Annotated in this window: 16 protein-coding genes; all 16 read left to right on the top strand. The window is 38.3% G+C overall.

Translation table 11 applies throughout. From position 1 onward, the window contains the following. Position 1 precedes the first annotated feature (1 nt). The 16 genes from NQZ71_RS14780 to NQZ71_RS14705 all read left to right on the top strand — a co-directional run bounded on the left by NQZ71_RS14780 (position 2) and on the right by NQZ71_RS14705 (position 14588). Positions 2-865, top strand: coding sequence for a MinD/ParA family protein (locus NQZ71_RS14780; RefSeq protein ID WP_275004995.1), 864 nt, complete (start codon positions 2-4; stop codon positions 863-865). A 10-nt stretch (positions 866-875) separates the two neighbouring features. Beyond that, positions 876-1973, top strand: a complete 1098-nt coding sequence (locus NQZ71_RS14775; protein WP_317011754.1) for a protein-glutamate methylesterase/protein-glutamine glutaminase — start codon at positions 876-878, stop codon at positions 1971-1973. A 21-nt stretch (positions 1974-1994) separates the two neighbouring features. Beyond that, complete coding sequence (locus NQZ71_RS14770; protein WP_317010917.1) at positions 1995-4028, top strand: chemotaxis protein CheA; 2034 nt, start codon at positions 1995-1997, stop codon at positions 4026-4028. Positions 4029-4075: 47 nt separating this feature from the next. Next, a complete protein-coding gene (locus NQZ71_RS14765) occupies positions 4076-4546 on the top strand; it encodes a chemotaxis protein CheW (protein WP_144452442.1) in 471 nt (156 codons plus the stop codon). Then, the gene (locus tag NQZ71_RS14760) at positions 4546-5184 is read left to right on the top strand and encodes a chemotaxis protein CheC (RefSeq protein ID WP_127734546.1); all 639 of its coding nucleotides are present in this window, start codon (positions 4546-4548) and stop codon (positions 5182-5184) included. Before NQZ71_RS14765 ends, NQZ71_RS14760 begins: the two co-directional genes overlap by 1 nt. Further along, positions 5177-5674, top strand: a complete 498-nt coding sequence (locus NQZ71_RS14755) for a chemotaxis protein CheD (RefSeq protein WP_275004999.1) — start codon at positions 5177-5179, stop codon at positions 5672-5674. The genes NQZ71_RS14760 and NQZ71_RS14755 overlap by 8 nt, the downstream gene beginning before the upstream one ends. Positions 5675-6196: 522 nt before the next feature. Continuing rightward, positions 6197-6961: a FliA/WhiG family RNA polymerase sigma factor gene (locus NQZ71_RS14750; protein WP_144452444.1), complete on the top strand. Its 765-nt coding sequence runs from the start codon at positions 6197-6199 to the stop codon at positions 6959-6961. An 11-nt stretch (positions 6962-6972) separates the two neighbouring features. Then, a complete protein-coding gene (locus tag NQZ71_RS14745) occupies positions 6973-7281 on the top strand; it encodes a hypothetical protein (protein WP_144452445.1) in 309 nt (102 codons plus the stop codon). Between the two features lie 15 nt (positions 7282-7296). Further along, positions 7297-7905: a hypothetical protein gene (locus tag NQZ71_RS14740; protein WP_260054162.1), complete on the top strand. Its 609-nt coding sequence runs from the start codon at positions 7297-7299 to the stop codon at positions 7903-7905. A gap of 144 nt (positions 7906-8049) precedes the next feature. Then, entirely contained in the window at positions 8050-8751 is a 702-nt protein-coding gene (gene rpsB / locus NQZ71_RS14735) for a 30S ribosomal protein S2 (RefSeq protein WP_127734537.1), read from the top strand. Positions 8752-8980: 229 nt separating this feature from the next. Next, positions 8981-9865 carry a translation elongation factor Ts gene (tsf, locus tag NQZ71_RS14730; protein WP_127734535.1) on the top strand — a complete coding sequence of 295 codons (885 nt, stop codon included), beginning with the start codon at positions 8981-8983 and terminating at the stop codon, positions 9863-9865. 216 nt (positions 9866-10081) lie between these two features. Beyond that, entirely contained in the window at positions 10082-10807 is a 726-nt protein-coding gene (pyrH, locus tag NQZ71_RS14725; RefSeq protein WP_144452447.1) for a UMP kinase, read from the top strand. After that, positions 10807-11364 (top strand): ribosome recycling factor, encoded by a 558-nt coding sequence (gene frr, locus NQZ71_RS14720; RefSeq protein ID WP_127734531.1) that lies wholly within the window; start codon positions 10807-10809, stop codon positions 11362-11364. Before pyrH ends, frr begins: the two co-directional genes overlap by 1 nt. Positions 11365-11768: 404 nt before the next feature. After that, positions 11769-12545 carry an undecaprenyl pyrophosphate synthase gene (locus NQZ71_RS14715; protein ID WP_144452448.1) on the top strand — a complete coding sequence of 259 codons (777 nt, stop codon included), beginning with the start codon at positions 11769-11771 and terminating at the stop codon, positions 12543-12545. Positions 12546-12561: 16 nt separating this feature from the next. Continuing rightward, entirely contained in the window at positions 12562-13356 is a 795-nt protein-coding gene (locus tag NQZ71_RS14710; RefSeq protein WP_144452449.1) for a phosphatidate cytidylyltransferase, read from the top strand. 89 nt (positions 13357-13445) lie between these two features. Beyond that, positions 13446-14588 carry a 1-deoxy-D-xylulose-5-phosphate reductoisomerase gene (locus tag NQZ71_RS14705; RefSeq protein WP_317010916.1) on the top strand — a complete coding sequence of 381 codons (1143 nt, stop codon included), beginning with the start codon at positions 13446-13448 and terminating at the stop codon, positions 14586-14588. Positions 14589-14603 lie beyond the last annotated feature (15 nt).

Below are 14603 nucleotides of genomic sequence, written 5' to 3'. Positions count from 1 at the left end.
TATGACAGATCAGGCGGCAATGCTGAGAAAAAGATTTGAACAGTTTCAAAACCCCAAAAAGCAAAGAACATTAGCCGTAGTTAGCGGAAAGGGAGGAGTTGGGAAATCAAATTTCTCGTTAAATTTCTCTTTATCGCTGAAATTGAAAGGCTTTTCTGTTCTTTTAATAGACATGGATATTGGAATGGGTAATGTTGATATATTAATGGGGTCACAGCCATCCTATTCTATTGTTGATTATTTTAAAAATAATGCATCTTTTTCCGACATTATCCATACTGGTGCAGGAGGAATTGACTTTATTGCAGGAGGTTCAGGCCTAACTGATTTTCTTGATATGGGGGAAGACCAGCTTGCAAGATTTTTTCAGGAATTTGAAAGCCATCTTAGCAATTATGACTATATATTATTTGATATGGGGGCGGGCATAAGTACTGATACCCTTCATTTCATCCTATCTGTCGATGATGTGATTGTGTTAACTACCCCTGAGCCTACTTCTATAACAGATGCTTACGCTGCAATGAAGTTTATTCACCTGCAAAAAGATGATATCCCTTTTTACGTTGTTGTAAATAGAACAATTAGTATCCTTGATGGCAAAGAAACCTACCAGAAATTAAAAAATGTAGTGGGCCGATTTTTGGAGCGGGATATTATAAATCTTGGCGCAATACCAGACGATCAGAATGTTGCAAAAGCAGTAAGGAAACAAGTTCCATTCATTATTTTTAATGAAAATTCTCAAGCCTCTAAAGCTTTGACAGAAATAGCCGATAGATACTGTAAACAAGAGTTTGCAGATCCTCAAGAAAACAAAAAGCCGTTTATGGCAAAATTGAAGAGGCTGCTGTTTGAAAGGTAGTGGAGTTGTCGTGGGAAAAATAAAAATCTTGATTGTCGACGATTCGGCTTTTATGCGTAAACTTATAACTGATTTTCTTACAGAAGACTCACGCATGTCAGTCGTAGGCACTGCCAGAAATGGACAAGATGCATTAAAAAAAATCAAGGAACTTAAACCCGATGTAGTAACGATGGATGTTGAGATGCCAATTATGGATGGCATTAGTGCATTGGAACGAATTATGAAGGATTGTCCAGTCCCTGTTATCATGCTTTCGAGCACAACGAAGGTAGGAGCAGAGAATACGATTCAGGCTATGCAAATCGGTGCCATTGATTTTATCGCTAAGCCATCTGGAGCGATATCTCTTGATTTATATAAGGTTAAGGATGAATTAATCGAAAAAGTAGTTTCAGCAAGTAAGGTAAAGCTGTCTAAACTGTTGATTTCTCCTATACAGGATAAAAAACCTATTAGTAACAGAGTTGGTTATAGTAAAATAGAACCAAAAGAAGAAAAAACAGTAAAAACAGTAGATTCAAAATGGAATCCCGCCTCAAGTAAACTTATCGTCTTAGGAACTTCAACAGGCGGGCCAAGAGCATTACAGCATGTCATCACAAAATTGCCTGCAAGTATTAATGCACCGATTTTAATTGTTCAGCATATGCCAGCAGGCTTTACTCAGTCACTTGCTAACAGGCTTAACACTCTTTCAGAGATAACAGTTAAGGAAGCGGAAGACGGGGAATCGATACAAAAAGGGATAGCATATATTGCTCCAGGGGGATATCACTTGAGAGTGAAATCCTCAGGGAACAGCCTTGTGATCGAACTAGACCAATCGACCCCTGTAAATGGTCATAGACCAAGCGTGGATGTTATGTTTGAGTCGGCAAGTGAATTAAATAACTATGACAAGCTTGCGGTTATAATGACCGGAATGGGTTCAGACGGAACGAATGGGCTTATCAAGCTTGTAAACTCTGGACGAGTCAAGTCCATTGCAGAATCGAAGGAAACGTCCATCGTTTTTGGAATGCCAAAGGCTGCCATCGCGACAAACTATGTAGATGAAGTCCAAAATGTAGAAAATATTGCACAAACAATAATGAAGTATGTATAAACGCCAAGGGGTGTAAAATTTATGGAGATGAGCCAGTATTTAGAAGTTTTTATTGAAGAAAGCAAGGAGCATTTGCAAACATGTAACGAACAATTATTGGAATTAGAAAAAAATCCAGAAAACCTGCAAATTGTTAACGAGATATTCCGTTCTGCTCATACATTAAAAGGTATGTCTGCGACAATGGGATACGAAGATCTTGCGAGCCTTACCCACCAAATGGAGAATGTTCTTGATGCAATTAGAAACGAGAAAATTTCTGTTACACCTGAAGTATTAGATGTTATCTTCCTTGCAGTAGATGACCTAGAAGCAATGGTAGAATCGATTGCAAGCGGTGGTGACGGAAAAAGAAATGTAGAGGATGTAGTGAAAAAGCTAGTAGCAATTGAAAGCGGTGAAGCATTTGTTGACACAGCTGCAAATCAAACGGCAACTGCTGTAGGTGAAGTATCACTACCTGGAAGCAGCTATGATGAATTCGAAATCACTGTTATGCAGCAATCAAAAGAACAAGGCTTCAACACATATGAAATTGAGATTTCGTTAAGTCAAAACTGTCTGCTAAAAGCAGCAAGGGTATTTATGATTTTTGAAGCATTGGAATCATTAGGTGAAGTCATTAAATCAAATCCTCCTGTTGAGGAATTGGAAGAAGAAAAGTTCGAGTATTCTTTCATGGTTACAATTATTTCTAAGGAAGAGCCTAGTACGATTGAAGCGAAAATTATGAAGGTATCTGAAGTAGAAAAAGTAAATGTAAATAGTTTCTCTGCTTCTGAGTTGAGTGTAGAGGAAGTGGCGGAAGAGGAAGCTGCTCCACAAGCTCAAGAAAGCTCAGTACCTATTCAACCTGCTGCAGCACCGAAAAAAGAAGAGGAAAAGCCTGCAGTTGTGGCGAAGCAATCAAGCAAAACAATCAGAGTTAACATTGAACGTCTTGATATTTTAATGAACCTGTTTGAGGAGCTAGTCATTGACAGAGGAAGATTAGATCAAATCTCACAAGATCTTCAGGTTCAAGAGCTCCATGAAACGGTCGAAAGAATGTCAAGAATCACTGGTGACCTTCAAAACATTATTTTAAATATGAGAATGGTGCCTGTTGAGACTGTATTTAATCGATTCCCTCGTATGGTAAGACAGCTAGCAAGGGATTTGAACAAAAAAATCAATCTTGAGATTATTGGCGCGGAAACAGAATTGGACAGAACAGTAATTGATGAAATCGGTGATCCTCTTGTCCATCTTATAAGAAATGCTTTGGACCATGGAGTGGAGTCTCCAGAGGTTAGAAGAGCTAATGGTAAAAATGAAGAAGGAACAGTAGTACTCAGAGCTTATCATAGTGGAAACCATGTGTTTATTGAACTTGAGGACGACGGTGCTGGAATCAATAAAGAAAAAGTACTTCAAAAGGCATTAAGCAAAGGGATTATCACACAAGAAACAGCTAATAGCTTGACTGATTCACAGATTGCAGAGTTAATTCTGGCATCTGGCTTCTCAACAGCAGATAAAATTTCCGATATTTCTGGTCGCGGTGTAGGTCTTGATGTTGTAAAAAGCACGATTGAATCACTTGGCGGAACAATAACGATTGAATCACAGGAAGGAAAAGGTTCCTTATTCTCTATCCAGTTGCCATTAACACTTTCTATCATTTCTGTGATGCTTGTGGAAATCCAGCAGGAAAAATATGCGATTCCTTTATCATCTATTATTGAAACGGCAATCGTTAATAAGCAGGATGTGCTTCAAGCACATAACCAAACGGTAATTGATTTCCGTGGCAAAGTAGTTCCACTTCTATTCTTGAAGGATATCTTTGAGGTTCCAGAAACGAAAGAAGAAGAAGAGTTCTATTCTGTTGTCATTGTAAGAAAAGGTGAAAAGCTCGCAGGATTTGTTGTTGATTCCTTTATTGGACAGCAAGAAGTCGTATTGAAATCACTTGGAAACTATTTAGCAAATGCATTTGCTATTTCTGGTGCAACAATATTAGGAGATGGACAAGTAGCCTTAATCGTTGATTGCAACGCTTTGATTAAATAACCGTTAAATTTGATGCAAAGATCGGTTGATAGAGAGGAAGGAATGAAATGGTAGAATCGGTTTCAACAGAAGTAAAACTGATTATTTTCGAACTGAAGGGAAAAGAGTATGCGATTCCTGTGAATGATGTAAGATCAATTGAAAAAATCATGCACATTACGAGAATTCCTAACATTGCTCCATTTGTTAAAGGGGTAATAAACCTGCGCGGTGTCGTAACACCAATCATTGATTTACGCAGACGCTTTGATCTGGAGGAAATAGCACATACTGATCAGACACGTATTATTATCATTGCGATAGAGGACATGGAAGTCGGATTGATTGTTGACGCTGCAAACGATGTTGTTGATGTGGATTCTGGTGATTTTGAGCCTGCTCCAGAAGTGGTTGGCGGCCAGGAAGTTGATTACATCAGTGGTGTTGTGAAGGTAGACAAGCGTTTGCTTATTCTTGTTAACTTAGAAAGAGTGTTTGATCGAGAAGAGTTAAAAAAATATGCTAGAAGTGAACTTTAATGGGCTTCACAGATAAGATTACTTCTCTTCATCTTGATATATTACGGGAGATTGGAAATATTGGTGCTGGCAATGCTGCTACTGCTCTTTCCAAGCTTCTTAATAAAAAGATTGATATGAAAGTTCCCAATGTGGAAATAGTGTCTTTCGATGAAATGATGGATATGGCAGGAGGATCTGACAATATTGCTGCAGGAGTATTTCTTAGGATTGAAGGAGATGCGCCTGGCAGTATGTTCTTTATGCTCCCAATTGAACAAGCAACAAATTTTATCAGGGACATGATAGGGGACGAAACAGCACAATTGTCCGAACCATATGATGAGCTATCCTTATCTGCTTTACAGGAGCTAGGCAATATTTTGTCAGGGTCTTATTTGTCCGCATTGTCGGATTTTACTAATCTATCTCTATATCCATCTGTTCCTGCACTTGCAATTGACATGGTTGGAGCAATAGTAAGCTATGGGTTGATTGAATTATCACAAGTAAGCGACTATGCTATTGTCATCAACACTGCCCTCAATGAAGATGATAAATCACTTTCTGAAACGGTTAAGGGTCATTTTTTCCTGCTCCCAGACCCTGATTCCTTTCACACATTGTTTGAATCATTGGGAGTGAAGCTCGATGATTGATCAAGCTACTATCGTGAAGGTTGGTATAGCGGATATGAACACAGTCAAAGCACCGGAGTTAATAAGGACTTCCGGGCTTGGATCTTGTGTTGGCATCATTTTATATGATGAGAGAAGGTCTATTGCAGGTTTAGCGCATATCATGCTTCCTGATTCATCATTAAGCAAGAGTGGACCTGTCAATATTGCTAAATTTGCTGATACAGCCATAACGGAGCTAGTAAACAAGTTAGGAGAACTGGGGGCAAGTAAGTTTTCCTTAAAGGCAAAAATTGCCGGTGGAGCACAAATGTTTCAATTTAGCGGAACAAGTGATGTTATGAGAATTGGTCCACGCAATGTCGAGGCGGTCAAGAAGGCATTAAATACACTCAATATCAAAATTTGGGCAGAAGATGTCGGCGGCAACAGCGGGAGAACAATCGAGTTTAATCCAGCAACACATGAACTGATGATACGTACTGTTAATAAAGGAACACATATTATATAAAGATTTATCTGAAATATCCCATAAGGTGGACAATATAGTAAAGTCTGACACTGATGAAGTGCAGGCTTTTTTTAATTAGGAAGCCTATAAAATAGGCTTGAAGAACTATAAAAGACTAAAAAAACCATCCTTATTTTTACATATAGTAAATTTGCAACAAAAATAGGTTTAAAGTACTATTCCGCAGAAATTTCGACAGTGGTAAAGTTTAAGAGGCGGAGAGCTGTATAACCATTGAATATACAGGTTTCCATCTTTTAATTTAGATGTTTTCTTTAAAACTAATATAGGATATGCGTCTTATTGGATTGAATAGTGCATTTCTCATATTGGGTAGGAAAGCACTATTTTGTTTTGTGATTATGATATAAAACAGATTTTATCTTCAGTACAGAGGAGATAAGCATAAAACCTCTTCTATTATATATAAAGAAGGTTTTTAGTATGGATATGGTCGAGAGAGTTCAAAATAAAGAAATAAATATAACTAATAAATAGTATTGCTGTTCGAGGAGGATGTTTATGGCAAATGAGACGACATTAGAGGAGAAGAATGCATGGGAGATGTGGAACACAAATAGGGACACAGATGCATGCAATACGTTAATAAAAAAGTATATGCCGCTTGTTAGTTTTCACGTCCAGCGCATCTCTGTAGGTCTTCCTAAAAGCGTCTCAAGAGAAGAGTTGAACAGTTTAGGCATGATTGGACTTTATGATGCACTAGAAAGATTTGATCCGAAGCGTGACCTGAAATTTGACACATATGCGTCTTTTCGCATTAGAGGCAGCATTATTGACGGCTTGAGAAAGGAAGACTGGCTTTCAAGAGGAACTCGAGAAAAGACAAAGAAAATTGAGGCAACAATTGAAAAACTTGAACAGAAAATGATGAGAAACGTAACAGTTCAAGAAATTGCTGATGACTTGGATTTATCCACAGACGAAGTATACTCAACAATGAATGAGCACTTTTTTGCCAACGTCCTTTCGATTGATGAGCAGCTGAATGAGTCGGACGAAAAGGAAGGTCCAACATTTGCAATTAGAGACAATAAAACGGAAATACCGGAAGAGAAAGTGATGAAAGACGAATTGATTCAGGAAATGGCGTCCATGATTGAAACATTGAATGATAAAGAGCAGCTTGTACTTAGCTTATTTTATAAAGAAGAACTGACATTAACTGAAATTGGCCAAGTGATGAACCTATCTACTTCCCGTATTTCCCAAATTCACTCAAAGGCAATCTATAAACTAAGACATTCTTTAGAGAAGGTAATATAGAGGCTTCGAATATGAGTTTAAAAGCAATCGAAATGCAGGTGGCCTTGCCGAGAACATATGACGCAGGGAAATTACAGGATCAGCAGGATCAGCGCGGGCAAGTGATGAACAATCATGCCCTGCAAGCCACCTTGCAAGAAGAAATAAAAAAAAGAACAACTGTCATTAAAGGAGAAGAAAAAGGGAATATCTCCAGTAATAGACACAAAGATGGAAAGAGCTGCTCCGATTCTCAAGGAAAGAGAAAACAGAATAGAGATGAGGAGCTGTTACTTTCTGAACACCCTTATAAAGGAAATGTTATTGACTATAGTGGATAGATTGAGGTAAAAACAATGGTGAATTTTCTGCTTGTTTTTAGTATTGCGTTAAATATTTTGGCATTGCTATGCATTGCGTTGCTGTTTATAAGACAAAACAGGCTAGCAGCATTTGAAAGTCGTCAGGAAAAGGCTCTAGAAGAAATGGAAGAAATCGTTTCGAGCTTTATTGCGGAAATAAAAGAGGAAAATGAATTGTTTCTTGATAGAGTTCAAAGGCTTGATAGTAATCTAGAGGAAAGCAAAAAGGAAGAGCCGCGAAGCACATTAGAAGTTAATGAACCGAAACCAATACCAATGATCAATACATATAAAGCAGCGGCCAAATCCTATCAAACCTTTGAGAAATCTACAGGAAATGATGATGTAGAAGAGCTGCTGGATTTAATCTTGCCGCAAATTCCAGAGGAAGATAACAAAGAAAAGGCTGTTCAAGAAGAGAATGTTGCAGAAGCAATTGTCGAAAAAGAAGAAGAGCCAGAGGAAAAGGAAAAGACTCTGCTTGAGGTAGTGACAGAGCTTGAGGAGCAAGGTAAAACGATTGAAGAAATTGCTAAACAATTGAACAAAGGGAAGACAGAAATAGAATTATTGTTGAAATTTAGACAAAATAATCACGAATAGCTTGATTGTCTATCATACATATGCTATATTAAAAAACGGTGTTAATACACACGCTTTTGGATTTAATCATTGGTGCTGTATTGCTACAGTTTTGATTGAATATGAAAAAAGCGGAGGAAAACAAAACCACTAGGAGGAACAAACATGTCAGTAATCTCAATGAAACAATTGCTTGAAGCTGGTGTACACTTCGGTCACCAGACTCGCCGTTGGAACCCAAAAATGAAAAAATTCATTTTCACGGAGCGTAACGGTATCTACATCATCGACCTTCAAAAAACAGTTAAAAAGGTTGAAGAAGCTTACAACTATGTGAAAGAACTTGCTGGTAACGGCGGAACTGTTCTTTTCGTAGGAACTAAAAAACAAGCACAAGATTCAGTTAAAGAAGAAGCTATCCGTTCTGGTCAATACTATGTTAACCAACGCTGGTTGGGTGGAACTTTAACAAACTTTGAAACAATCCAAAAACGTATTGCTCGTTTGAAAGATATCGAAAGAATGTCTGAAGACGGTACTTTTGAAGTACTTCCTAAAAAAGAAGTAGTTCAATTGAACAAAGAGCTTGAGCGCTTGGAAAAATTCTTGGGCGGAATCAAAGAAATGAAAAAAATGCCAGATGCATTGTTCATTGTAGATCCACGCAAAGAGCGCATTGCAGTTGCTGAAGCGCATAAATTGAATATTCCAATCGTTGGAATTGTTGATACAAACTGTGATCCAGACGAAATTGATGTTGTTATTCCTGCGAACGACGACGCAATCCGTGCTGTGAAACTATTAACTGCAAAAATGGCAGATGCTATTCTTGAAGCTAAACAAGGCGAAGAAGTAACAACTGCTTAAGTCAAAATAACTGTGTCTGCTACAAAAACGAACAGAGCATAGAGATCACACCGTGGTTTTTATCAACCTAGTAGTCTTTTGCTAGACACTCTAGTTTAGGGACTTGTGGAAAAGGTGATAAAGAGCAGCCCTCTTATCACCTTTTTTTAAAGAGAATTGCTTAAAAGCAATAATAAATGGACAAACAATAAGTATACGTACATACGGATATTACAAGGAGGAAACAAACATGGCTGTAACAGCTCAAATGGTTAAAGAACTTCGTGAAAAAACTGGTGCTGGAATGATGGATTGTAAAAAAGCACTAACTGAAACAAACGGTGATATCGAAAAAGCTATCGATTTCCTACGTGAAAAAGGTATCGCTAGCGCTGCTAAAAAAGCAGACCGTATTGCTGCAGAAGGTACTACTTACATCGCTGTAGAAGGTAACGAAGCAGTAATCCTTGAAGTTAACTCAGAAACAGACTTTGTTGCTAAAAACGAAGGTTTCCAAGTACTTGTTAAAGAACTTGCAGCACATCTTCTAAGCAACAAACCTGCTACTGTAGAAGAAGCTACTGCTCAACATATTACAGAAGGAACAACTGTAGAAGCACACATCAATACTGCTATGGCTAAAATTGGTGAAAAACTTTCATTGCGTCGTTTTGAAATCAAATCAAAAACAGATAGCGATGCTTTCGGTGCTTACCTTCACATGGGCGGACGCATTGGTGTTCTAACAGTATTGGAAGGATCTACTGATGACGCTGCTGCTAAAGATATTGCTATGCATATCGCTGCACTTAACCCTAAATACGTTTCTCGTGACCAAGTTTCTCAAGAAGAAGTAGAGCACGAAAGAGAAGTATTAACACAACAAGCACTTAACGAAGGAAAACCTGAAAACATCGTTGCGAAAATGGTTGAAGGCCGCCTTGGCAAATACTTCGAAGATGTTTGTGTTCTTGACCAAACTTTCGTTAAAAATCCTGACCAAAAGGTTCGTCAATTCGTTGAATCTAAAGGTGCAACTTTACGTGAATTCGTTCGCTACGAAGTAGGAGAAGGAATCGAAAAACGTGAAGATAACTTTGCTGAAGAAGTAATGAACCAAGTAAACAAAAAATAATATTGTCGACTTCAATATAGGAACACATCTGTGTTCCTTATAACGTGAATCATTCATGAAATGGTTATTTGATTGAATGCGCTCTTAATCAAAACCCCTGCAAGCATTAATGCTCTGCAGCATGGAATGGCTATTGAGAGTGTTTCGACAAGTTTAAGAAGGGGAGCACATTGTGTTCCCTATTTTTAAAGACATTTAATACATACGGAGGTTTCCATGAGTAATCCAAAATATAAACGTGTTGTTCTAAAATTGAGTGGGGAAGCATTAGCTGGAGAAGCAGGCTTTGGTATTAATCCTACAGTTATCAAAGATGTAGCAGAGCAAGTAAAAGAAATTGCTGAACTAGGTGTGGAAGCAGCAGTAGTTGTTGGCGGCGGTAATATCTGGAGAGGTAAAATCGGTGAGGAAATGGGCATGGACAGAGCAAATGCTGATTATATGGGCATGCTTGCCACTATCATGAACTCTTTAGCCCTGCAGGACAGTTTAGAACAAATGGGCATTGAAACACGTGTGCAGACATCAATTGATATGAGACAAATAGCTGAACCATACATCAGAAGACGTGCCATTCGTCACCTTGAGAAAAAACGTGTCGTGATTTTTGCGGCAGGTACGGGAAATCCATACTTCTCAACTGATACTACTGCTGCTTTAAGAGCTGCAGAAATCGAAGCAGAAGTTATCTTGATGGCGAAAAACAATGTAGATGGTGTTTACTCAGCAGATCCAAGAGTAGACAAAGAGGCAACAAAGTATGATGAGCTGACATATTTTGATGTGATTAAGGATGGACTTGCTGTAATGGATTCAACCGCATCATCCCTATGTATGGATAATGATATTCCACTAATCGTATTTTCTATCACGGATCAAGGAAATATTAAAAGAGCAGTTATGGGTGAAAAAATAGGAACATTAGTAAGGGGGAAAAAATAATGCCGAAACAAGTTATTTCAAGTACAAAGGAAAGAATGGATAAAGCAATTCAAAGCTATTCTCGTGAGCTTGCAAGTATCCGTGCAGGAAGAGCTAATGCTGCCCTTCTTGACAGAATTTCTGTAGATTATTATGGTGCTCCAACACCAGTAAACCAAGTGGCTGGAATCAGCGTGCCTGAAGCAAGACTTCTTGTTATTCAACCATATGATAAGTCCATTTTAGGTGATATTGAAAAAGCCATCTTGAAGTCTGATATTGGTTTAAATCCAACGAATGACGGTAACATCATTCGCTTGACTATCCCAATGCTGACAGAAGAACGCCGTAAAGAGCTTGTGAAAAACGTCAAAAAAGAATCTGAAGATGCAAAAATTGCTATCCGCAACATCCGCAGAGACGGAAATGATGACTTGAAGAAGCTTGAAAAGAATGGTGACATAACGGAAGATGCACTTCGCGGTTTCAGTGATGACATTCAAAAGTTAACAGATGAATATATCAGTAAAGTTGATGCATTGACTAAAGAAAAAGAAAAAGAAATTTTAGAGGTATAATTGTTGACTGCTGTTTGCAAAAACATAAATGCCGATACGAAGATGACTGACCTTTACCATCAATGCCTTGCTGGTTAATGCTTAAGGCTAGGTGCTGCCATCAGCCATGCCAACAGGACATTTAATAGTTAATATAAATGGTCTGGAACAGGAGATGGGATCAAAAGTAAAGTCTGAAACCCTCTATTATTAGGGGGTTTTTTCGCATTATCATCGGCTATTTTTATTTTTGGTTGCTTATGAAGACTAGTTTCCTTTAAGATATAAAGGGAACATGTAAGCCTGCCCTCACTTTTGCTTGCATTTACAGGTAATTTTGATGTTTATTTAGTTAATTATATAAGAACAGAATGTAATGAAGGATATAGATGATGTGAGAGGATCTACTTTGGAGGAACAATAGTATGTTTAACAAATTAAGGTTATGGAAAACGGGGACCACTACTAAAACTCTCCAAGACCAAATAAGCAATGTGAAGCAGCAGAAAATTCCGGAGCATGTCGCCATTATTATGGATGGTAATGGCAGATGGGCAAAGAAAAGAAAGCTGCCAAGAATAGCTGGCCATCATGAAGGAATGAAATGTGTAAAACGTATTACAAAGATGGCCGATGAATTGGGAATAAAAGTTTTGACCCTATATGCCTTTTCTACTGAGAATTGGAAACGGCCAAAAACGGAAGTTGATTATATAATGTCACTGCCAGAGCAATTCTTAAGCACCTTCTTGCCAGAGCTAATGGAGAAGAATGTTCGTGTAACGGCAATTGGCTATACAGAAAAGCTTCCGGAACATACCTTAAAAGCTTTGGATAATGCGGTGGAAAAAACAAAAAATAATACTGGCTTGAACTTGAATTTTGCTTTGAATTATGGAAGCAGATCAGAAATTCTGCAAGCAGTTAGCAACATCGTTAAGGATAGCCAAACCGGAGAGCTTGATGCAAATGGAATTACAGAGGAAGTATTTTCATCTTACTTGATGACTGACGGATTAAATGATCCAGACTTGCTCATTCGTACAAGCGGTGAAATCCGGATAAGTAATTTTATGTTGTGGCAGCTTGCCTATACAGAGCTTTGGTTTACAGATGTTCTCTGGCCAGATTTTAAAGAAGAGCATTTAATCGAAGCAATCGAAGTATTCCAAAATCGCCAACGGCGTTTTGGAGGAGTCTAATAAGGGTTGTGAATGTATGAAACAGAGAACTATAACAGGAGTACTTGCAGCAGCTGTGTTTATCCTGTTTATCTTGCTTGGTGATATGCCTTTAGTGCTGTTCACATTTTTAATTGGCGCCATCGCTTTATATGAGCTGCTGAAAATGAGAAAACTGCACTTATGGTCATTTAGCGGCATGCTTTCCTTGCTTGTAACATGGATATTTATTCTTCCAGATGAGTACATCGGTTTTCTCGCTGAATGGAACTTGTCCAAAATAGAAATCGGATTGCTTGCAATCCTCCTTTATTTAAGCTATATGGTCGCATCTAAAAACAAGTTTACATTTGACGACGTCGGCTTTTCTGTCCTTTCCGTTCTGTATATAGGCGTGGGCTTTCATTTCTTTGTACAGATTAGCAATAATGACCTGACAATGCTTGTTTACTCCTTATTTATTATTTGGGCTACAGATTCAGGTGCCTATTTCATTGGACGAGCTTTCGGCAAAAGAAAGTTGTGGCCGGAAATCAGTCCAAATAAAACAGTTGAAGGTTTTGTTGGGGGCATTGTATGTGCTGTAGTCGTTGCGGTTCTATTTTATGTGTTCGGCTACATAGAATGGTCTATAATACCTTTAATCACGATTATCTTGTCTATTTTTGGACAAATTGGTGATTTGGCAGAGTCTGCGTTGAAACGCCATTACGGTGTGAAAGATTCTGGGAGAATCCTGCCTGGACACGGTGGTATTTTAGATCGATTCGACAGTTTATTGTTTGTATGGCCATTGCTGTATTTTATTTTAGACATGCTAGGTAAGCTATAATCGAATAATCTTGGAAGATTGCTTTTATTTAACAATGTATACAAATAACAAATGAAAAAAGAAATGCAACATGGTCTGGGAGTGAGACAATGAAACATATAAGTTTATTGGGAGCAACCGGTTCGGTTGGGACACAAACATTGGATGTTATAAGAGAGCATCCGGAAAGCTTTAAGCTTGTTGCCTTTTCATCAGGCAAAAATTTGGAGCTGACAAGAAAGATTATTGCAGAATTCAAGCCTTCTCTTGTATCGGTTTATGAAAAGAAAGATTGTGATACATTAAAAGCTGAATTTCCAAATACAAAAATAATGTTTGGCCAAGAAGGTTTGGTCGAGGTTGCTGTATTTGATAAAGCAGAAGTACTCGTCAATGCTGTATTAGGTAGTGTTGGCCTGTATCCTACTTTGCAAGCGATTGAAGCTAGAAAAACAATTGCCATTGCTAATAAGGAAACATTGGTGACTGCAGGTCATTTGGTAATGGAAGCAGCGAAAAAGAATAATGTTTCCATCCTGCCTGTTGACAGTGAGCATTCAGCTATTTATCAATGCTTACAAGGTGAAAGAGAAACGAATATTGACAGATTAATTATTACAGCGTCTGGCGGAAGCTTTCGTGATTTGTCCAGAGATGATTTAAAGCATGTAACAGTGGAGGATGCATTAAAGCATCCAAACTGGTCAATGGGTGCCAAAATTACGATTGATTCAGCAACAATGATGAACAAAGGGTTGGAAGTTATTGAGGCATTTTGGTTATTTGGATTGCCTTATGATAAAATTGATGTCTTATTACATAAGGAAAGCATCATCCACTCAATGGTTGAGTTCCATGACAGCAGTGTTATCGCACAGCTTGGCACACCAGATATGAAGGTGCCGATTCAGTATGCACTGACATATCCGGATAGGCTGCCTCTTCAGTCATCAGAACGCTTGAATTTGGCGAAAATCGGGAAGCTGCATTTTCAAGAAATGGATCTTGAGCGCTTCCGTTGCCTGCATTTTGCCATAGAAGCGGGAAAAGCTGGCGGTACGCTGCCGACTGTCCTTAATGCTGCCAATGAAGTGGCTGTTTCCAGGTTCTTGAAAGGGGAAATCAGCTTCCTGCAAATTGAGGAGCTGATCGAAAGCGCGTTGAATAATCATCGTTCTATTACAAATCCAAGCCTTGCTATTATACAAGAGGTTGATCAAGAAACGAGAAAAATTGCAAGCACACTTCTATAAAAAGGTGGTTATATA

This window comes from Niallia taxi (assembly GCF_032818155.1).
Classification (GTDB): Bacteria; Bacillota; Bacilli; order Bacillales; family Cytobacillaceae; genus Niallia; species Niallia taxi_A.
This window is presented reverse-complemented; position numbering and strand designations above follow the sequence as displayed.

What these genes read in the sequence shown, in the direction of transcription:
- NQZ71_RS14780 (WP_275004995.1), top strand. Translation starts at nt 2, where the DNA reads ATGACAGATCAGGCGGCAATGCTGAGAAAAAGATTTGAACAGTTTCAA.
- NQZ71_RS14770 (WP_317010917.1), top strand. Translation starts at nt 1,995, where the DNA reads ATGGAGATGAGCCAGTATTTAGAAGTTTTTATTGAAGAAAGCAAGGAG.
- NQZ71_RS14765 (WP_144452442.1), top strand. Translation starts at nt 4,076, where the DNA reads ATGGTAGAATCGGTTTCAACAGAAGTAAAACTGATTATTTTCGAACTG.
- NQZ71_RS14760 (WP_127734546.1), top strand. Translation starts at nt 4,546, where the DNA reads ATGGGCTTCACAGATAAGATTACTTCTCTTCATCTTGATATATTACGG.
- NQZ71_RS14755 (WP_275004999.1), top strand. Translation starts at nt 5,177, where the DNA reads ATGATTGATCAAGCTACTATCGTGAAGGTTGGTATAGCGGATATGAAC.
- NQZ71_RS14750 (WP_144452444.1), top strand. Translation starts at nt 6,197, where the DNA reads ATGGCAAATGAGACGACATTAGAGGAGAAGAATGCATGGGAGATGTGG.
- NQZ71_RS14745 (WP_144452445.1), top strand. Translation starts at nt 6,973, where the DNA reads ATGAGTTTAAAAGCAATCGAAATGCAGGTGGCCTTGCCGAGAACATAT.
- NQZ71_RS14740 (WP_260054162.1), top strand. Translation starts at nt 7,297, where the DNA reads ATGGTGAATTTTCTGCTTGTTTTTAGTATTGCGTTAAATATTTTGGCA.
- rpsB (WP_127734537.1), top strand. Translation starts at nt 8,050, where the DNA reads ATGTCAGTAATCTCAATGAAACAATTGCTTGAAGCTGGTGTACACTTC.
- tsf (WP_127734535.1), top strand. Translation starts at nt 8,981, where the DNA reads ATGGCTGTAACAGCTCAAATGGTTAAAGAACTTCGTGAAAAAACTGGT.
- pyrH (WP_144452447.1), top strand. Translation starts at nt 10,082, where the DNA reads ATGAGTAATCCAAAATATAAACGTGTTGTTCTAAAATTGAGTGGGGAA.
- frr (WP_127734531.1), top strand. Translation starts at nt 10,807, where the DNA reads ATGCCGAAACAAGTTATTTCAAGTACAAAGGAAAGAATGGATAAAGCA.
- NQZ71_RS14715 (WP_144452448.1), top strand. Translation starts at nt 11,769, where the DNA reads ATGTTTAACAAATTAAGGTTATGGAAAACGGGGACCACTACTAAAACT.
- NQZ71_RS14710 (WP_144452449.1), top strand. Translation starts at nt 12,562, where the DNA reads ATGAAACAGAGAACTATAACAGGAGTACTTGCAGCAGCTGTGTTTATC.
- NQZ71_RS14705 (WP_317010916.1), top strand. Translation starts at nt 13,446, where the DNA reads ATGAAACATATAAGTTTATTGGGAGCAACCGGTTCGGTTGGGACACAA.